Here is a 21,174-nt window from a genome sequence, read left to right as displayed (position 1 = left end):
GTCACGATCATGGTTCTTTCGTCGGCAGTACCGACACGAGCCGGTCGGTGTCGGTGTCACCGACGTTGACCACCGTGTAGTTCTCGTCGGCGAGTTCGCGGTCCCGGTCGGGCTCGTCCCCGTCGACGAGCACCACACGCACGTCGGGCCACACCGCCTCGACGGGCCACAAGTTCTTCCCGAGGTCGGTTCCGAGATCGGGCTTGGCGACGCCGCGCAGCGACAGTTCCAGTAGCAGCTCGACGACCGATTGCGCTGTGTACGCGAGCGATTCACCCCAGGGCCCGTCCACAACCTCGGGTGTCGACTCGATCTTGAGTTCGGCGAAGATCGACAGCGCCCCGTCGCGGGACAGCTTGTCGTGGTGACGCTCGTTGCGGAACGAGCGCAGGCAGCCGTAGCAGGACGTCTCGATACCGCAGTCGCATCGCGTGACTCGGTCGACCGCGAACTGGATGACCCGGTCGAGGTTCTCCGCGATCTTCTTGGCCGCGCCGGCTCCTGCGGGGACGGTGTCGAACAGGACGAGGCTGCGCCGTCCGTCCGCGGTCCACGACAGTGTTCCGTCGATGTCGTCGCGGCTGATCTCGAGCGCCTCGGACGCACCTTCGAGCATGGCGTACAGCACCGACAGCCACCGCGACTCCGAGTCCTTGTCGTAGGACACCGACCCGAACGAGAACTCTGCGACGTCGGTTTCGTACCGGTGCCCGAGGGAGACGATCTGCGTGTATCCCTCGCACGGCCGATCGGATGTGGGGTGGCGATGCGCGGCCTTGCCGGGCTTGCCGGTGATGGGCGCCGCCCACCCACACCAGCTGCACAGCTGGAAGCCCGATCCGCCACCGTCGGAGATCACCACCATCCGCGCGCGGGTGCCGGCGCGGGCTCGAACTTCCACGCCACCGGTGGAAATCCAGGGGAACGGGTCGCTGATCTCGCCGAGATTCTCGACGAAGCTGAAACCACCCCAACGACGTTGCGGTGGTTCGGGTTTGACGTCCTCGACCTTTCGGTCTGCCACGAACCCGAATTCCGGCACCACGAAGGTGCGAATCTTGTCGAACTGCTGATGGCAGCTGGGGCACATCTCGTCGACGTCGAGTTCACGGGCGCATTGCACCTGCCCGCAGTCGCGGCAGGTCCGGTACTTGAGTTCGACGAGTTCACGTTTCGGCAGTTTGTGCAGGCCCCTCGAGGTCCAGAGTTTGCCGCCTGCGACGATCTGGTTGCCGGGTGCGTAGTCGTAGATCGCCTGCCCGAGGTCGCGGGCGAGTTCCAGTGTGGCACCGACATCGCTGTCGCAGTGCGCGGTGCGCAGCTCGACGGTGTCCACGGGAAAGCCGTACTTGGGCAGGATGTTCTTGTTCGCCAGGTACCCGATGAGTTGCCGACGTTCGATCGTCTCCAGAACCTTCTGCAGCTTCCCCGCGAACGGGTAGTTCTTCGCCCCTGCCGCGTCGGCGATGAGCCCCAGGTAGGTGTCGATGTCGTTGCGTATCTCCAGTTCGGCGGTCTCGAGCAGGTCGCACAGGTCGTCGACCCAGGTTCCGTCGTCGATGCCGATGACGGGGGCGAGCCCGGGCGGGAGCACCTCACGGACCGCGGCCAGCACCCGTTCGGGGACCGGGGTGAGGAACCGCCGGACCTGCGCCGCCGGCGAGTCCTGGCCGTCCTCGGTGGGTGAAAAGAACTCGCCTGCATGCTTCCAGGTCAGGTCGTCGTCCTCGTATCGGTGCCGGAAGTACGCGGACAGCGCTACGGAGTGTGCGTGCCGCCGGGCGATGCGTTCGTTGTCGATGGGAATCCACGGGATCCGCATCTCGCCGGCGATCATCGATTCCGGATTCTGGTACTTGGACAGGTCGTGGGAGCTGCGTTTTGCGTAGGTGAGCACGAGGGCTGCGGAGGCTGCGCGTCTACCGGCACGACCGGCCCGCTGCACGTAGTTCGCGGTCTTCGGCGGCATGTTCCGCAGCACCACGGCTTGCAGGTCACCGACGTCGACGCCGAGCTCGAAGGTGGTCGAGCAGGAGAGCACGTTCACAGCGCCGGCGATGAAGTCCTTCTGGATGGATGCCGCCTTCTTCGACGCCCATTGGGCGGTGTGCTCCTTCGCGGACAGCGGCGCGGGACGCATGGTTCGGTACATAGTCCGGTAGTGGTGACTGTCCTCGCCGGCGGGCGGAATCGTGAAAGGTGACACCGTGCCGCCGCAGCTGCTGTGCGGGCAGACGCCACGAATGTTGTTGCCGGTCACTCGTCGACACACCGAACACCGGTACCACGTGCTGTTCTCGCCGGAGCGGATGCGCAGCTTCTCGTGGTCGACCTGGTAGACGTCACCGGCGAACTTGTCCGCAACCAGCCGGAGGTGGCCGTGCTCGACGAGGAAGGCCCAGCAGGCCTGGAGCACCTTGTCCGCGGGCAGGTCCGAGCGCACCGCTGCGATGACCTTGCGGACGAGCAGGAGGCGGTTGTTGGTGGTGCCGGGGCGCCCGGCGGGCTCCCAACTGATGATGCGTTTCGAGGCGTCCGAATTCATCGACCGGATCCGGATGGTCGCGTTGCGCGGCGCGAAGATCTCGTCCTGGATGTTGACGTCGTCGAGGAGGGTGACCGCGCCCTGGATCCGGACGATCCTGAGCAGCTCCTCGAAAAGGCCCCAGGTCTCATCCTCGGTGAGGCCGAGCAGGGCGAAGCAGCGCGGTAGGTCGTATCGCCTCGGACGGGAGAGCCGCACCTCCATCAGGCCGAGGCCTTCGAGGGACTGACGCTGGTCGAGTGCGGTCAGCTCGGCCATCACCCACGGGTTCACGGTCTTCCGGATGGTGCCGCGGGTCGCCGATTCCCCGAAGTGATAAGCGTCCCGGGCCTTCTTGGCCGCGTAGTCGGCGAGGTCGTCTGCGGACAGCTCGTCGTCCCGGTGCCGCGGGTCGGCGAGCGCCAGCGCCAGGTACCTGCGTTCGAGCATCCGGCCGTAGGTCTTGTCGAGGTACGGGGCGGCGAACGCGGCAGCCTGTCGGGAGTCGGAGAACATCAACAGCTTCCGGCCCTCACCGATTTCCTCGACGGTCTCGTCTGCGGCGGGTGGCAGGTGTTGGTAGAGGGCGGTGGTGATGACGGCGGGCGCGGCGTTCGTGTCGGTGCGCAGCCGGCGGATCACCTGACGGGCGCGGGCACCGCATTCGGTGCACTTGCTCATCACGCTGGTCCGTACGGCGTGCTGGCGGACCCGCAGAATCGGGCCGCCGGGGCAGTCGGGTTCGGTGCAGGTGTCGCCACCGAGCGCACCGCAGCCTGCGCACAGGTGTCGGATGCTGGTTTCAGTGGTGGTGTCCCGTTCCTGCGCGAGAGTTGCCTCGTCCTCGTCGATCACATCCGCATCGGCGGTGTCGGTGACGACCAGCCAGCGGACCTTCTCCTCCGACTTGACCGGCCGGAAGTACTCGCGACCCTTCCGCGTTTCGGGATTTCCGGCCAGGTGCACGGCGCCGCAGCGTTGGCAGGTGCCGAACTCGAACACCGCCCGGCCGGTGTCCGGGTCCACTTCGTGTCGGTCGAGCAGGACCTTCGGCCCCTCATCGGTGTACACCAGATAGGCACCCTCGGTGGCGCGCACGAACATGTGGTATCGCGCCGACAGCACGGGGTTTCCCGCCTCGTCCCTGACCTTCGAGCCGAGCGCGACGAGGGCCTCGAGCTTGCGGCCGGCGGCGGGGTCGTCCGGCCACAGTTGGGTTTCGAGCTCGTGCACATCGACGGGTCCGCGGGCAAGGATCGACTGTAGGCCCACGACGTGGCGCTCACCCTGCAGCGCATCGGCCGGGTCACCGGCCGTTCCATACGCGGCCGGCGCGGCGATGTCCGCGCCGGGCTGGGCGAGCATGAGCAGCTGCTCGTCGTCCATCTCCCACGTGGGTGCGGTCCGTCGGGTCTGCCGGGTTGCGGTCACGAGGTCCTGGCGGGCCGGGTCGTCGCCCACGTACTCGAAGGGGACGTCGAACAGGTTGTGCGCGAACGTGGTCGCCTCGCGGGCCTGCGATTCGGGGGTGCGCCCGGTGAACGAGGCGGAGGTGGCGATGCACTGCAGGGAGCGTCCCCGGGCCACTCGTTCCCGCAGGCGCCGCAGCAGCAACGCCACTTCGGCGCCCTGCGCGCCGTCGTAGACGTGGGCCTCGTCGAGGGCGATGAACCGCCAAGTGCCCGCGTGCTCGCCGTCGAACAGGTCGAGGTCGGCGGGACGCAGCAGCAGGTATTCGAGCATCGCGTAGTTGGTGAGCAGTAGGTGCGGCGGTGTAGCGCGCATCGCTTCGCGGCTGAGCAGTTCGTTCGGTAGCGGTTGCTGCCCGGGGTTCGCGGCCCGGAACGCCGATTCCGCCTCCCGCGTCGTATGCTCCGCCTCCCCGGTGTATCGGCCGAAAGTGATGTCGGGCATGCAGGCGAGCAGCGAGCGCAGTCGGGCGAGCTGATCGTTGGCGAGGGCGTTCATCGGGTACAGCAGCAGCGCCCGCACACCGGGATCGAGGGTGCCGTTGGCACGTTCGGTGATGAGCGCGTTGAGGATCGGCAGCAGGAAGCTCTCGGTCTTGCCGGAGCCGGTACCGGTGCTGACCACCAGGTTCCTACCGGAGACGACCTTGCGGATCGCGGCCTCCTGATGCCGGTACAGCGGCCGACTCATCGGCAGCGCATCGCTCTCGAAGAGTCGGAAATCGCGGTGCAGGGTGCCGTCGTCGACCAGGTCGCCGAGCGAGGCACCCGCCGCGTACGGCGGAGTCAGTTCGAGCAGCGGTCCCTTCGTCAGCTGCCGAGACTCGTCGACGGCCGCGTCGAATGCGGCGGCCAGTTCCGGGTCTCGCGGCGCCAGCAGGGTCTTGAGGTAGCGCCGGTAGCTCGCATCGATGCCGGTGCCGGCGGCGAGGGGGTCGAGGCGGTCGCTCATGCGGTTTCTCCGATCAGGTCTCCGTGGGACAGATGCGCGGCGAGTGCCTCGGCGATCAGCAGATCACCGGCAACCATCTCCGGGAAGTACTCGGCGAGGGTGGCCCATTCCTCGCGCATGTCCGCCGTCATCGGCGAGTGGTCGAATTCGCCTCGGGCGTCGAGACGGGCGACGGCCGCGAGGGTGAGGGACTGCACCGACAGCAGCAACCACGGATACTTGACGGGATCTACACCGTGGAGTACCTCGTTTCGGGCCTCGACGAGGTCGTAGAGGGCGGGCGAAACCCTCTTCACCTCACGCAGAGCGCGATTCACGTGGCCGGGGAGCCCGCGGCACGCCGAGTCGGCAGTCCAGTCGTGACGGCGGTTGAACACGTCGAATATCGCGCTGGTCCGGGTGTCGAGATCGAGGAGGGCTCCCGGCACGAGTCGCGCATGGGCGAAGATCTGCTCCACCTGTTCCGGATCCATCGCATCGAACATCGGTGCCTCGTGATTGAGCACCCCCGAGGTCGGGTCGACCATCTTCCCCGACCGGAGCAGATTGATGAGCTCGGTTCCGCCCTGAGTCGTCAGGTAGGCGAGGGTCTCGGCCCGCTCGTGCTCGACCTCGGCGCCGCGATCAAGGAGGGATGGGAGGTCGGAGATCTCGATCATGCAGCCGATCCACGGATTCGGGTGCAGGTCGTTGAGCGTGTAGCCGGCCGAATAGGGGCGGTCGACGAGGTGGGTGCGGATGAGCAGCGCGATCATCGCATCCTGCGAGATGACGCTGGCGCCGAGCGCTTCGAGCGCCGAGCGGGGGTTGCGCCCGAGGATGCGGACGAGTCCCCCGCGGATGCGTTCCGATCCGGCGTCGTCGCGGTCCCACCTCAGTAGTGCGAGCGCGGACCACGCGCCTGCCGTCGCCTCGGGGGTGAGTGGCGGCTGGACCGTGTGCCCGGACAAGAACTGGGCGAGGTGGTCGAGCGCTTCGACGTCATCGCGGACCCAGCCGGGTTGGGCGACGCGGATCGCGTCGCGGTCGGGTCGCTCGGGCCGGGTGATGATGGAGAACGGATCGTCGGCGAACACCTGGACGACGAGATCTCCTGCAGCGCACAGCTCGTCCGGCAGTGTTGCTCGTCCGCCTGTGATTCCCACGCGGACGAGGGGCCGCCACGGCGCGGTTGCCGTCCACACCCACGCTGCAGGGTCGTCGATGTCGGCGAGGGCGGTGAACACGAGGTCGGCGCCGTCGAGGTGCACGTTCTCACAGAGCCGCGCGGGCCGCACGTCGGCGAGGGCGATCCGGTGAACATCGCCGGAGGCGTCGTGGACGACGGCGACGAGCCTGCAGGTGCCCACACGGCGGGCGGTGTCGACGAATCGTCGAGTGGAGAGCTGGAAGACGTTGCCCGAGGGATGTTCCGGGTTTTCCTGCTGAACCGGTCGGTCGTTGCCGTCGACGAGCACGAAGCTCACCGCCGGGTTCCCAGGCACTCGGACCGCGACGACTGCGTGCGCCTCGAGGTCGGCGGGGCTCACCGACTGAGCTGTCGAGCGCCACTGGGTCGGTGTGCCGACAACGTCGATCCGTGTCTCGACGTACGGCGGGCGGACGACGAGCTTGTAGGCGTGGCTTCCGGTGCCGACGCGGATCTCCCGTTCACGATCGGTCGGCACGAAGGCGAGTGTGTCGTGGTCGACGTCGAGGTCGTACTCGGTGGTGACGGTGGTGGTGGACGGGGTGAGTCCGCCGGTGACGGGCTTGCGGAACTGCACGCTGTGGTCGAGGCCGATCCCGTCGGCGACGAACAGCGCCAGTCGCTGGTCCGAACCCACCGGTCCACCGACCAGGATCTCGTACTGACCGAGCAGCACATCGGTGACGCCGTCGAATGGTTCGACAGAGGTGGTGTCGGTCTCGGACATCCACACGTCGTCGACGAGCCAGTCCCGATCGCCGATGCGACGCGCGCGGACACTCCAGTTCTGGGCTTCGCTGCCGATGTGGGGCGGCAGCTCGACTGTGGGTAGCTCCCCGTACACGCTCAGGCCGTTCGTGGTGAACAGTCCGGGAACCGGTTCGGGCAGGATGAATTTCGGCGCACCGATCGATCTGACGCCGCGGATGACGCCGTCCGCCCTCCCGGGCCGTCGGATGACGATCGCGTCGTGGCGGGCGAGGTCGAGGGTGTCCGCGCGCCACCCGGTCCATCCGGAGGGAACCCGCGGGTGGTCAGCGGACGCGAGAGGTTCCCCCGATACAGCGTCGACGACGTGGGCGTCCCCCGGGTGGAGGGCCAGCACGAGTCCGCGCGGCAACTGGCTCGTTCGGGAGACGAGGTTGCCGTCGAGTGTGAACAACAGCAGTGGATCCGCCGAGTCGAACACCGCCACACGGTGGTGGGTGCCGGAATCCTCGTGGACCATCGTCACTTCCCGGGCGGGTGAGGTGACGGTGACGGGGGTGTGCGGATGCTCGCCGTCCTCGACGCCCCAGCCACGTTCGGCGTACACCTCGCGGGTGGTGCCACCCATCGACACCTTCCACGGCGAATGTTCGCAACCGTCGGGGTACGGCACGCCGACGAGTACCTCGTCGTCCTGCACGGAGTAGATGACGGCGGGACTGCGGCGTCGTCGAACGGTGCGGGTGGCGACCGCCACGTCGACGCCTGAAAGAAATGATCGCTCCTCGAGGCGGTCGATCAGCCCGTTGAGCAGCAAGGTGGGCAGTCGCGTGGCGGCGGAGTCGAGGTCGAGGTCGTTCCACACCGCGGGGTGTTCGAGAGTAAAGACGAGGAACTCGAAGATCCGGTTGAGGATGTCGGCGGCCACATCGCCGCCATGTCGGATGAAGTTCCGGACGGGGACGTCGAGTTGCCCGAACCGGTAGTCCATACCGGGTTCGGTAAGCCATTCGAGCAGAGCGGCGCCGGTTGCGTCGCGGCCGTGCTGTACGTGTTCCTCGATGAGGTCGACGAGATCGCCGAGGCAGTGCACAGGGATGCCCGCGTGCATGGCCATCACCATCACGTAGCTGCGTCCGCCCAGTTCGGAGAATTCACGGAGGTCGAACTTGCGCAGCAGATCGACAAGGGAGTGCCGGAGCGCGTTCTCGAAATCCTGGTCCCGCTCCAGGTCGAGCTCGTCCCAGAAGCTCTCCCAGTAGCGGCCCTGCTCGTAGGCGAGTCCGGCGTGGCCGACGAGCGCCGCGAGTGTGAGTGCGGGGTACCGCCCGATGAGTGTGGTGTGGGTTCCGGCTCGGCGACTCTGATGGACGAGTCGGCCGAACAGTTCCTGTGCCCGGCGCAACTCGTCCTCGTCGAGATTGAGCTCGAAGAAGAGGTCCACCTTGTCGAGGCCCTGGCGGATCCGGAACTCCTCGTCCCCCGCCTGGTCTTTCAGGAACGAACTCACGTCACCCCTCCTGCTGGTCAGCGCCATGACTGTGCCACAAGCCACTGACACGAAATCCGTTCAACTCTCAACTGTCATCCGGTTGAATGACACAATCAGCAGCACAATGAACCTTGCTCACATATCGCCCAGATCAGGCGATAACGTTTCAATGCACACGTAGACCACTCCGGAGGGCCGCACCATTTCCGCACCGACCACTGACCTGAATGTCGCGCCCGGCTCGATCGTCGTGGTTCGGGACGAAGAGTGGCTGGTCACGTCCGCCGAACAGGGCTCGGACGGGTGGCTGGTGAAGGCCCGCGGGCTGACAGAACTGGTGAAGGACACAACCGCGACGTTCTATTCGAGTCTCGACGACATCGTCCCGCAGGACCCGCGGAATACGGAGGTGGTTGCCGACTCCTCGTCCGGCTATCGCGATTCCCGCTTGTGGCTCGAGGCACTGCTGCGGAAGACCCCGTTCCCCTACGGCGACCAGACCCTCACGGTGTCGACGCAGATGCTCGCCGATTCGCTCGGCTACCAGCGCGCCGCGGTCGCGAAGGCCCTCGACCCACAGCACATCCGCCCGCGCATCCTGATCGCGGACGCGGTGGGTCTGGGCAAGACCCTCGAGATCGGCATGATCCTCTCGGAGCTGGTGCGGCGCGGGCGCGGTGAACGCATCCTGATCGTCACGCCGAAGCACGTGCTCGAGCAGATGCAGCACGAGCTGTGGTGCCGGTTCGCGTTGCCGTTCGTCCGGCTGGATTCGGCGGGCATCCAGAAGGTGCGACAGAAGCTGCCGGCCACCCGCAACCCGTTCACCTACTTCAAGCGGGCGATCATCTCGATCGACACCCTCAAGAGCCCCCGCTACAAGGCGCACCTGCAGCGCCAACACTGGGACGCGGTGGTGATCGACGAGTCGCACAACCTGACGAACGTCGGCACCCAGAACAACGAACTGGCCCGTGTCCTCGCCCCGAACACCGAAGCGCTGATCCTCGCCTCCGCGACCCCGCACAACGGGCGGGAGGAGTCGTTCGCGGAGCTGCTGCGCCTGCTTGACCCGACGGCGGTCGCCGCGGACGGCACGTTCACCAAGGACGACGTCGCCTCGCTTCTGATCCGCCGGCACCGGCACCACCCGGAGGTCGCCGCGGAGGTGGGCAGCGACTGGGCGGAGCGCGCCGAGCCCGTGCACACTCTGGTCACGCCATCACCAGCGGAGGATGCTGTTGCACAGGAACTCTCGCAGACCTGGCTGCACCCGGAGTCGGGTCGCTCCCCCTACTCTGGCCAGACGACGGCACTGTTCCCGTGGACGCTGGCGAAGGCGTTCCTGTCCTCCCCCGCCGCACTCGCCGAGTCGATCAAGCAGCGCCGCGGCAAGTTGGACGCATCCGCGCCCGAGCACGCCGTCGAGTTGGCCGCGCTGACGACCCTCGACGAGCTCAACGCGAAAGCACTGAACGAGTCGGCCGGCAAGCAGGCCGCACTGGTGCAGCGCCTGAAGGAGATCGGCATCGGGGCGAAGTCGCCGATGCGAGCGGTGGTGTTCGCCGAACGCGTCGCCACCCTGCGTTGGCTCACCGAGCACCTGCCGAAGGCATTGGGCCTCAAGGCCGAGAACGTCGCCATGCTGCACGGTGGCCTGTCCGACGTGGAGCAGCAGGAGATCGTGGACAGCTTCAAGCTGGAGACCTCGCCCATCCGGGTGCTGGTCACCGGCGACGTCGCGTCGGAGGGTGTGAACCTGCACGCGCAGTGCCACCACCTGATCCACTTCGACATTCCGTGGTCGCTGATCCGAATCGAGCAGCGCAACGGCCGCGTCGACCGGTACGGACAGAAGCATCCGCCGGTGATTTCATCGCTGATCCTCGAGCCGTCAGATCCGGACTTCTCCGGTGACCTCCGGGTGCTCTCCCGCCTTCTGGAGCGGGAGAATCAGGCGCACGGCACCCTCGGCGACGTCGCGTCGCTGATGGGCAAGCACTCGGTGACGGACGAGGAGAACGCGATCCGCGACGTCCTGGTCGGCAAGTCCACACTCGACGAGCAGATCCGCGACATCGACGACGTGGCCGCCGGCGACGACCTTAACGCGTTCTTCGCGCAGTTCGACCTGGAGGAGACCGCCGACGACGCCCCGGAAGCCGCACTGCCGCAGGCGCCACGGCAGAGCCTGTACGCCGATGACCTCACCTTCCTCGACGAGGCACTCAAGGCCGCGTTCCATGACGTGCCGCACGCTCCGCCGGAGCCCGATGGCGGCGGCGGTGTGAGCTGGACGGTGCATGCCAACCACGCGATCGCGGAGCTGACGCCGCCGCGGGACCTGCGCCAGCGACTCGGACAGCTACCGCAGAACTACCTCCAGCACGGCAAGGTGCTCGAACGCCTCACCCTCGCCACCTCCCCGGAGGTCGGCAACGCCCAGCTCGCCGCGGCCAAGGAAGGCAAGGGCGTAGCAGGCACCACGTGGCCCGAGGCGCACTACCTCGGTCCGCTGCATCCGGTGCTGGACTGGGCGAGCGACCGCGCCTTGAGTGCGCTTGGACGCAACCAGATCTTCGTAATCCGCGGCGACGTCGACTCCCCGACGGTGCTGCTGATGGGAACGTTGATGAACCGGCGCGGACAGCTGATCTCGCGCGTGTTCTCGACTGCCGAATTCCCCAACCCGAACAATCCGGCCTTCTGCGTCGTGGAGACGCGTGCGGACCTCGACTTCCTCACCACTGATACGGGTCTGCGGCCAGGGTCAGCGAATCCCGGACCGGTCGCCGACGCCGATCGCTACCGGACTCTGGTGCCGATCGCGGTGGACGAGGCGACGACGGCGATGCAGCTGGTGCTCGACGCCCAGGAGTCGGCGGCGACCGCGCGGCTGGACCGGTGGCGGAATCGCGCGGACCGCTGGCACGCCGGCGCAGAGCAACTGGAGCTTGTCGCCGGTCAGCGTAAGAAGGTGGACACCCTGTCCCGCCGGATCGCGGAGGAGCAGCGTCTCGCCGAATCCCTCGCCCCCACCCAGCAGTTGGTGCGTCCGCTGCTGCTCATCGTTCCCAACGCTTCTGGAAAGGACCAGTAGGTCGTGGCGTCTTTCGATTCCATCGTCATCGGCGAGGACTGGATCAGCGAGCACTACTTCACCACCGACTCGGCGAAGGAGTCGTTCCACGGCAAGGTCCTGGAACTGCGCAAGCTGTGGGACTCGGAGAAGAAGGAGGGCCGCGCGACGGTCCGCGACGACCTGCTCGGCGCCACCACGGAGCTGCAGACGGCGCTGGCCGGGCTGGCGGAGAACCCGGACGCCGCACCCGAGGCGCACGTCCTGACGCGGACCACCTTCGGGTACCCGGCAGCTCTGTCGGCGTTCACCGCCGAGCGCGCCGGCTCCGAGCTGGAGATCCCCGACGCTAAGCTCGACGGCGTCACGAGTGTGCTGTTCCTGCAGGCGGTTCCGGTGGCGTCGATCGAGGACCTCCTCGACCCCGAGACGGGTATGCTGATCACCCCGGCTGTGGAGGACGGGAAGCCGATCGAGTCGGCGTCGAAGGCGGTGTCGGCGGCGTTCCGCTCGGATGCGCCGCCGGCGTTCGTGGTGGTGCAGGCCGGGCAGTGGCTGCTGCTCGCCGAGGCCGAGCGCTGGGCGGAGGGCCGCTACCTGGCCGTCGACCTGCTGGTGGTCGCAGAGCGTCGGCACGAGGCGAAGGGCGGCGAGATCGACCGCGTCGCCGCGATGTTCGGCAAGCAGGCGCTGCTGCCGGACGCGGACGGCAACGTCTGGTGGACGGGGGTGCTGGAGGATTCGGTCAAGCACACCGTCGGGGTGTCGAAGGATCTGCGTGAGGGCATCCGGCTGTCCATCGAGATCATCGCCAACGAGGTGGTGAAGCGGCGGGCCGCGCAGGGCCTGACGCTGGACGGGATCGACGGGCAGGATCTGGCCAAGCATTCGCTGCGGTTCCTGTACCGGATCCTGTTCCTTCTGTACGCGGAGGCGTCCCCGGAGATGCGGGTACTGCCGACGGGTGCCGCGGAGTACGAGGAGGGCTACGGCCTGGACCGGCTGCGGGAGCTGACACTCACCGAGCTGGTGTCGGAGCAATCCCGCACCGGCACGCATCTGTACGAGTCACTTGCGACGCTGTTCCGCCTCGTGGACCGCGGCCACTCCCCCGCCGTCCGGGAAGATGTCGTGGACGATCCGGCGCCGGGTCTGGAGTTCCAGCCGCTGCGCGCCGACCTCTTCTCCCCTGAGTCGACGGCGCTGATCGACGAGGTGGGCCTGGGCAACGAGGCGACGCAGCGGGTGCTCGAACACCTGCTGCTGTCGAAGGAATCGAAGGGCCGCCGGGGCGCCGACCGCGGCTTCATCTCGTACGCGGAGCTTGGCATCAACCAGTTGGGCGCGGTGTACGAGGGCCTGATGAGCTACACCGGGTTCTTCGCGGAGGAGGACTTATACGAGGTCGCGAAGAACGGCGACCCGGAGAAGGGCTCGTGGGTGGTCCCGATGGATCGCTCGGACCACCTGGACGAGAACGACTTCGTCCGCACTCTCAACCCGGTGACCGGCGAAGAGGAGCCAGTCAAGCACTTCAAGGGCACGTTCGTGTTCCGGCTCGCCGGCCGCGAACGCCAGCAATCCGCCTCGTACTACACGCCTGAGGTGCTGACGAAGTTCGTTGTCTCGCAGGCCCTCGAGGAACTCCTCGACCAGAACGACGAACGGACGACACCCGAGCAGATCCTGCAGCTGAGCATCTGCGAGCCCGCCCTCGGTTCAGGCGCGTTCGCAATCGAAGCCGTCCGCCAGCTCGCCGCCGAGTACCTCAAGCGCAAGCAGGAGGATCTGGGCGAGCTGATCGACGCCGACCAGTACCCGGTCGAGCTGCAGAAGGTGAAGGCACACATTGCCCTTCAACAGGTGTACGGAGTGGACCTCAACGCCACCGCGGTCGAGCTGGCGGAGATCTCGCTCTGGCTCGACACGATGGTTGCCGGCCTGCAGGCCCCGTGGTTCGGTCTGCACCTGCGCCGCGGCAACTCGCTGATCGGTGCCCGCCGGTCGGTGTATGCGCCGAGCCTGCTCGCAAAGAAGCAGTGGCTCAAGGAGCCAGCGAAGGACGTGCCGCTCGGCGAGGAGATCGGCGCCGGCATCCACCACTTTCTGTTGCCGTCCGAGGGTTGGGGTGCGGTGATCGACACCGCCGAGGCAAAGACGTACGCCCCGGAGAAGCGCGACGAACTGAGGCTCTGGCGCAACGAGATCCGCAAATCACCGAGCAAGGCGATCGTCAAACGTCTGGCCGCACTCGCGCAGAGGGTGGAGACGCTGTGGGAGTTCACACTGCGTCGGCTGACGATCGCGGAGTCGGAGATTCGTCGCGACATTCACCTGTGGGGTTCGGAACCTGTCGAGCACACTCCGGCGGTTAAGCGGGAGGAGATCGAGAACGTCCTCAGCGATCCAAATGGCGCATATCAGCGGCTGCGGCGGGCTATGGACGCGTGGTGCGCGATCTGGTCGTGGCCTCTGACGACGGATATCGAGCCGCCGGATTGGGATCAGTGGGTCGGTGGGCTCGAGGCCGTGATCGGCGTACCGGTGAAGGAGACCGCGGCGGAGCGTCGTGGGCAGTTGAGCATCGGCCGCGACACCAGTTGGCAGGAACTCGGTTTTGCTGAGGAAAACGATCTGCTGCTATCTCGCGCGATGGCGGTTGGTCATGCGTACCGCCAGTTCCCCTGGCTGGACGTTGCGCAAGAAATTGCCGAGCGGCAGGGCTTCTTCCACTGGGAACTCGACTTCGCGCCGATATCTGCAGAGGGAGGCTTCGATCTGCAGGTCGGTAACCCCCCATGGGTTCGGCCTGACTGGGACGAGGCGGGAGTGCTCGCCGAGTTCGATCCGTGGTGGCAGCTAGCCGAAAAGCCATCTGAAGCGGTGAAGATGAAGAAGCGCGAGGAGACACTCGCCCAGCTCGGAACTCTCGACGAATACTTGGACAAGCGCACCGAGCAAGCCGGAATGAAGGAGCACCTCGGGTCGGGAGTCGACCGGCCAGTTTTGGCGGGCCTACAGCCCGACCTCTACCGCTGCTTCATGGAGCACACGTGGCGATCCATGGCGCGCGATGGCGCTGTCGGCTTAATCCATCCGGAAAGCCATTTCACCGAAGTCCGCGCTCGAGGGCTACGGCGCGAAACATATCGCCGCCTACGTCGACACTGGCAGTTCAAGAATGAGCTCGGTTTGTTCGAGATCGATCACCACAACGTGTTCGGGGTACACATATACAGCGATGACTCGGATGTGAACTTCCTGCACTGCGCCGCCCTATACCACCCTGATACAGTCGATCGCTCGTTCCATCACGACGGTTCCGGACCCACACCCGGCATGAAGGACGAAGATGGCCGCTGGGATCTTCGTCCACACGCGGAGCGCATCATCGCTGTCGAATCGGCACAGCTGACGACGTGGGCGACACTCATCGAGGAACCCGACACACCGCCGACAGAGGCCCGCATGCTGTATCCGGTCAACCAATCGAGCGCCGGGGTACTCGAGAAGATTGCGGCCGCACCACGACTGGGTGACCTGAAATTCGAATGGACCGCCGGTTGGCACGAATCCGCGGACCGTCGGCGAGGCCTGTTCGAGGCCCGATCCTCGGTGCCAACGCAGTGGGAAGAAGCCATCTTGCAGGGCCCACACATTTCTGTCGCAACCCCAATCTTCAAGCAGCCCAATGAGACGATGCGAAATCGCTTGGATACCAAGCTGGTAGATCTGGATGAAATACCGGATGCGTTCGTTCCAAGAACGAGTTACCAGGTTGCCAAGCCATACCCCGAGTACATCGCCGAGTATCCGCACTGGAATGGCAAGGCAAGCTCAAGCTATTTCCGGCTTGCGTGGCGCGAGATGGCCGAGCCCGGGAATATTCGGACATTACATTCAGCAGTATTGCCGCCCGGGCCAGCACATGTCGGCGGCATCTTGTCGCTGACTGTCGATAGTCCTGCCGATCTCGCCGTCATGGCGGCTTTCGCCAGCGCTATCCCCGTCGACTTCATGATCAAGGTAATGGGAGTTGGCCACATCAAGACCTCTGCGATACGAAAAGTCCCCCACGTACGAAACCATCGCCTCGAAACGCAACTGATGCTCCGCACCCTACGGCTAAATTGCCTGGTCCAACCATACGCACCGCTTTGGGAAGAACTGTATAGCTCAGCATGGCAACAGGATTCGTGGGTGCCAGGAATCGGTGTCGCGTACGCCAGCCGCACCCAACTCAGCGGCGTTCGCCAGGAATGGGAGTGGGCAACTCCCCTCCGCCGCGCCGCCGACCGTCGCCAGGCACTCGTCGAGATCGACGCGATCGTCGCGATCATGCTCGGGATCACCGCCGAGGAACTCCTGACGATCTACCGCACCCAGTTCCCGGTGTTGCAGAAGTACGAGCGCGAAGCCCTCTATGACGCGATGGGCCGCCAACTCCCAACGAAGCTCGCGTCCGAGTACCGCAAGAAGGGCTCCCTCAAGCCGGCCGACCTAACCGTCGACGGCATCACCTACCAGGAGCCCTTCACCGGCGTCGACCGCGAACACGACATGCAACTTGCCCATCAGCACTTCTCGGGAATGGTAGGAGCCGACAACGTTGCCCGGTAAGAATCTGAGCAGTATCGAGAAGAGTCTGCAGAAGCGGTGGGATTCACCCTCGCCTGACAGCCTGGATCTAATCGGAATACAAATCACTGCACACGAAGAGTCAACCGGACTCCGTGGAATCCGTCAGGCGGAGATCAAATTTGACTACCCCGTCAGCGTTCTAGTCGGAAAGAATGGCGCAGGTAAAACAACCCTGCTACATCTCGCCGCGCTATGCTACTCCCCGCCGGGCAACTACGACTACTACAACTACAACTTCACGGACTTCTTCTCTGTTGCCCACCGCGAGGTCCCGTCCACGGGAATCGATATAGAATGGTCATTTCGCGGATCAGCGATTGATGACCTATCAGCCAAGCGACGGTCGACCAAGAAGTGGATGCACTACGAACGCCGCCCGAAACGCCCAGTCCGGTTTGTGGGAATCTCTCGAATCGCTGCACCGGTCGAGAGTTCTGCGCATCGACGAACATTCTCCTCGGAAGCCGCGGAGTCCCTCCCACTCGATCCTACTTTCACGTCGTACCTATCCGAAGTGCTATCAACCGACTATTCGGGTGCATCTACAGAGCACAGCGGTCGATACGATCTACCACGATTCTCCCCCACATCGACGGCGTCGTATTCAGGGTTCAACATGGGCACCGGCGAGGGCGCGGTTGTCCAGATTCTAACCGAGCTTCAGCGCGTCCCAAAGGGCGGAATAGCAATAATCGAGGAGGTCGAACTAGGCCTCCATCCCAGCGCCTCGGCGAACCTGGCCAAGGTGCTCGTCAAGATTGCCGACAAGAAGAACATACAGATCATAACCACCTCACATAGCGAATATTTCATTGACGCTCTACCGCGAATCGCTCGCATAACCGTGTCTAGGACTGTATCGGGCAGCGTTCAGTCCTTCAACGGAGTAACGACCCGGACGGCAATTTCAGGGATTTCAGGGACGAGCCTTCCGGAGCTATACATTGCCTGCGAAGACGACGTAGCAGAAAAGATCATCAGCACGCGATTGTCGGCAGCGGTTCGGCGGCGAGTAAAAGTCCTCTCACTCGGCGCGAAACAACACCTACAGTCCTCAGCCAAGACGTTGTCCGAGGCACATCCCCGAGTCCCCATCCTGATTGTGTGGGACAGCGATATGACCGACAAGGAGATCCACGACTCGCACAAGTCTTCACAGATATCAAAATCGCCTGGGTATGATCGAATTGAGTGGTTCCGATTTCCGAGCGGGGCATCCGAGGACGGCAGTGAGCTCAGCGACACAGAAGGAAAGGGACTGCCACCCGAAATCGCTATGAAGGCAACCCTCCTCGCGAATGATGACGCCCTCAAAGCGACTGCGGATCTCCTGAGGATTGAAATCGACGAGTTTCGGAGTGCACTCAATTCCGCGATCGTCGGTACAGGGAGTCACCATTCCCTGTTCTTCGATCTGAGCCAAACAATCGCGCTCGACAAAGGTTCCGTGATGGACGCTGTCGTTCGAGGATATCTAATCGCCATCGACATGGATGGGTTTGCGATACAAGTCGAGCGAATGCTAAACGGTGAGTTCATGGGGTTCCTCCCCGAAGGCAATGAAGGCACTCAAAATTTCGGGGGTATCTGAATTGATTGACGACGGACCCATGTTCAAGGCGCTCATATGGGATGAACTGCAGGAGTTCGAGCGTAGGGTGTCAGGATATCCCGGCACCCTACCTGAATATGCGGATGGCGACATCGCCGACGACAACCTCGATTACGTCCGCGGCTGGTTTGAGCTGGCGGTCTCCCAATTTTTTATCGGCGCAAGAAAGCTAGCCGAATCCCACAAGCTATCCATATCGAATGAGGCGCGTAAGTATAGCTTCGAGTGGTACCCGGCCCGAGACTCGGGCGTCTTGCCTGACAAGATGACTATTCATCGGTATCGAGAGTACTACGAGATCGACAACCCTCGCTCTGCAGCACTGCAGCTAAGGGAGCTCGCCAACCAGGTTATCCACTCCAGAATACTTGAGCCAGAGTTCGCCATCTTGCCTGAGGGAGGGATTGAGATGAATGGTTTCCACCTAGCCTCAGACCGGGAGTGCTCGCGCGGAATACTCTGGATTCCTTGGGATTGCATACGTGAAATAGCTAACCTATTGTTGACCGATGATATTGTTCACTCTCGACACATTCGCGATGGGCGCGGAGAGTTTGTTCAGATATCACAGTCCGCAGAAGACTTGGAGAAACCCCAGGCTCAGCTACACGAAGAATGGCTATCTATCGCAGGAAACCGAAACTCACTCAAACGCCTCAAGAAGTCGTACCTTGAGCTGAGTTATCCCGTATTGGACATAGATAAAATACTCGACGATCAAAACTAGGGCGATGCACAAACCAGCCCACCAAACGATGAAGCCGAAGAATGGTTCTTGTGGCTTCCCTGTAAAGATGTTTGTGCCCGCACACGACCAGCAAGAACGTCCGAGGAGAAGTCAGACATGGGAGCGTTGCTACCCACCCTCCAAGCCAACCACCTCCGCGAGGGCCTGACCGACTACCTCGCAACAACGTTCGCCCTCACTGACCCCGACGCCCAGGGCGCCCTGTCGGATTTCGTCGGACACCCCGACACCGGCATGTTCAAGGGCCCCTACGCCCGCCTGCGTCTACCGTTCGCGCCGGCCGGCGGCAACTGGCGGATGCACCTGGACTGGTGGCCAACAGGATTCACCCCCTACGGCCACCAGGCCGCCGCGTTCGAGCGCCTCTCCACCAAGTTCCACGGCCGCCCGCAGCCGACCCTCGTCACCACCGGCACCGGCTCCGGCAAGACCGAGGCGTTCCTCTACCCGATCCTCGACCACGTCCTGCGCGCCAAGGCAGCCGGCGTCACCGGGATGAAGGCACTCATCCTCTACCCGATGAACGCGCTCGCCAACGACCAAGCCGAACGTCTCGCGCTTCTCATCACCGAACACCCCGAACTCTCGGGCATCTCCGCTGGCCTCTACACCGGCGAACAGTCCACCGGCGGACGCACCAAGGTCACCGACGAAGGTCTCATCACCGACCGCTCTCTGATGCACGCCGCTCCCCCGGACATCCTGCTCACCAACTACAAGATGCTCGACCACCTCCTGCTGCACCCCGACCGCGCCGACATCTGGCGCCTCTCCGCCGACTCGCTGCAGTACGTCGTCCTCGACGAATTCCACACCTACGACGGCGCGCAGGGCACCGACGTCGCCATGCTGTTACGCCGCCTCGGCCTCACAGTCAGATCCCACTGGACCGACTCCTCTCCCGTCACCGACGCCGACCGCGCCCGCCCCCTCGGCCGCATCACCCCCGTCGCCACCTCCGCCACCCTCGGTTCCAAGGCCGAACCCACCGCCATGCTCGACTTCGCGCACACCGTCTTCGGCGAACGGTTCGACGCCGACGCCGTCATCGGCGAAACCCGCCTCACCGCCGCCGACTGGCTCGCCGACCGTGACACCACCCTCGACCGGCTGTACCGCCCCATCGCCCCGGCCATCGTCGATGCCGCCGGACGCCTCGACGAGTTCGTTGCCGGCTCACCCACCAACCCCGCGCTGACCACCGCCGTGCTCGCCGAACTGTTCGAGCGGGCGGAAGTGTTCGAAACCGCCGAACTGTTCACGGCCGGAGACGACCTCGACACCGACCGCCGCCTCACCCCCACCGACCTGCGCTCCCTCACGCCTGTCGAGCAACTGCACCTGCTGAAGGGCCATCCGCTGCTGGCCCGGCTGCTCGACCATGCCGTCGACGCAATCTCCCTCGCCGACGTCGCCGTCGCACTGTTCGACGTCCCCGCCTCCGACCGAGATGCCCGCCGCGCCCGCGCCGCGCAAGGGCGCTTCCTCGACCACCTGTTCGCGGCACTTTCGCACCTGCGCGCCGAGATTGGCCGCGCTGCCCTGAACGTCGATGTGCACCTGTGGATCCGGGAGCTCTCCCGCATCGACCGGGCCGTCGCCACCAACACCACCTACCGGTGGTCCGACGACGGCGTCCACGAGGACGGCGACGTCATGCACCTGCCGGCGCTGTACTGCCGGCACTGCGGCCGCTCCGGGTGGGGCGCCCGCCTCGCCCCCACCGGTGCCACCCTCGACGTCACCGACGAGTCCATCCGCGCCGACCACGCCTCCGGTGCCTCCCGGTTCCGGGCGTTGATCTCCGCACCCGCCGAGGCGCTGCTCGCCGCCACCCGACCCGCCGAGCAGGTCGAGGGGCTGCGCTGGTTCCGCATCGATGACCGCGAAATCTCCGACACCGCACCCGATCCCGACGGCACCGAGCATCTCGAAGGCAAGGTGCTGCCGGTGCTGGTTCTCACCGGCGAGAACGTCGAGGAGAACTCCAAGAACGACATGTGCCCCGCGTGCGGGGCCGCCGACGGCATCCGCTTCCTCGGTAGCGCCGTCGCCACCCAGCTTTCGGTGACGCTGTCGAACCTGTTCGGCGACGCGCGCCTCGACGCCGACGAGAAGAAGGCGTTGATGTTCACCGACAGCGTGCAGGACGCCGCGCACCGCGCCGGCTTCGTGCAGGCCCGCTCCCACACCCTCAGCCTGCGCTCCACACTGCGCAGTGCCATCGGCGACTCCACGCTGACGCTGCCGGAGCTGTGCGAGGCCGTCATCGCACGCGCCGGCGACGATCCGGCCCGCCGCTACCACCTCCTCGCGCCCGACATCGTCGACCACGACGAGTTCACCCCGTTCTGGAAGCCCGACGCGAGCACCGCCGCCCGCAAGAAGGCCACCGCGAAGGTGCTGCGCCGCCTGCAGTTCGACATCGACCTGGAGTTCGGGTTGCAGTCCCGGCTCGGCCGCACTCTCGAGCTCACCGGCAGCGCCGTCGCCGAGGTGGACCTCGGCGGCCCGGAGCGCCCCGTCCGGCTCGGCCGGGCCGCCCTCAACGCCACCGAACACCAGTTGGCGTTCACCGCACCGGATTCCGCGGCGATCGCCCGCTGGGTCCGCGGCACCGTCGAACGTGTCCGCACCCGCGGCGCCATCCGCCACCCGTGGCTGCGCAAGTACATCGAGAAGGACGCCAACCGGCGCTGGGTGTGGGGTGCCCGCCCCAAGGGCGAGGGCATGCCTGCCTTCCCGAAGGGCCGCCCCGCC

General features: G+C 65.3%; 7 protein-coding genes. 5 read left to right on the top strand and 2 right to left on the bottom strand.

Annotated features, from left to right (window positions below):
• Nucleotides 1-7 precede the first annotated feature (7 nt).
• The gene (locus FFS72_RS24225; RefSeq protein WP_137876347.1) at nt 8-4,945 is read right to left on the bottom strand and encodes a DEAD/DEAH box helicase family protein; all 4,938 of its coding nucleotides are present in this window, start codon (nt 4,943-4,945) and stop codon (nt 8-10) included.
• Nucleotides 4,942-8,352 carry a hypothetical protein gene (locus FFS72_RS24220; protein ID WP_137876346.1) on the bottom strand — a complete coding sequence of 1,137 codons (3,411 nt, stop codon included), beginning with the start codon at nt 8,350-8,352 and terminating at the stop codon, nt 4,942-4,944. Before FFS72_RS24220 ends, FFS72_RS24225 begins: the two co-directional genes overlap by 4 nt.
• A 232-nt stretch (nt 8,353-8,584) precedes the next feature.
• Between FFS72_RS24220 and FFS72_RS24215 the strand changes: the two genes are divergently transcribed.
• From FFS72_RS24215 to FFS72_RS24195, 5 genes are all read left to right on the top strand, one after another.
• Complete coding sequence (locus FFS72_RS24215; protein ID WP_137876345.1) at nt 8,585-11,434, top strand: helicase-related protein; 2,850 nt, start codon at nt 8,585-8,587, stop codon at nt 11,432-11,434.
• A 3-nt stretch (nt 11,435-11,437) separates the two neighbouring features.
• Nucleotides 11,438-16,033, top strand: a complete 4,596-nt coding sequence (locus FFS72_RS24210) for a DNA methyltransferase (RefSeq protein ID WP_137876344.1) — start codon at nt 11,438-11,440, stop codon at nt 16,031-16,033.
• Nucleotides 16,023-17,645: an ATP-dependent nuclease gene (locus FFS72_RS24205; RefSeq protein ID WP_137876343.1), complete on the top strand. Its 1,623-nt coding sequence runs from the start codon at nt 16,023-16,025 to the stop codon at nt 17,643-17,645. Before FFS72_RS24210 ends, FFS72_RS24205 begins: the two co-directional genes overlap by 11 nt.
• Nucleotides 17,614-18,393, top strand: a complete 780-nt coding sequence (locus FFS72_RS24200; protein ID WP_137876342.1) for a hypothetical protein — start codon at nt 17,614-17,616, stop codon at nt 18,391-18,393. Before FFS72_RS24205 ends, FFS72_RS24200 begins: the two co-directional genes overlap by 32 nt.
• Nucleotides 18,394-18,510: 117 nt before the next feature.
• Nucleotides 18,511-21,174 (top strand): DEAD/DEAH box helicase (locus tag FFS72_RS24195; RefSeq protein ID WP_137876341.1); only part of this gene is annotated, 2,664 nt, incomplete at its 3' end.

The sequence above is a fragment of the Rhodococcus sp. Q genome, from assembly GCF_005503035.1.
In the GTDB taxonomy this organism is placed as follows: Bacteria; Actinomycetota; Actinomycetes; order Mycobacteriales; family Mycobacteriaceae; genus Rhodococcus_G.
Note: the sequence above shows the minus strand (reverse complement) of the source record. Positions and strands in the feature narration are given on the sequence as shown.

What these genes read in the sequence shown, in the direction of transcription:
- FFS72_RS24225 (WP_137876347.1), bottom strand. Translation starts at nt 4,945, where the DNA reads ATGAGCGACCGCCTCGACCCCCTCGCCGCCGGCACCGGCATCGATGCG.
- FFS72_RS24200 (WP_137876342.1), top strand. Translation starts at nt 17,614, where the DNA reads ATGAAGGCACTCAAAATTTCGGGGGTATCTGAATTGATTGACGACGGA.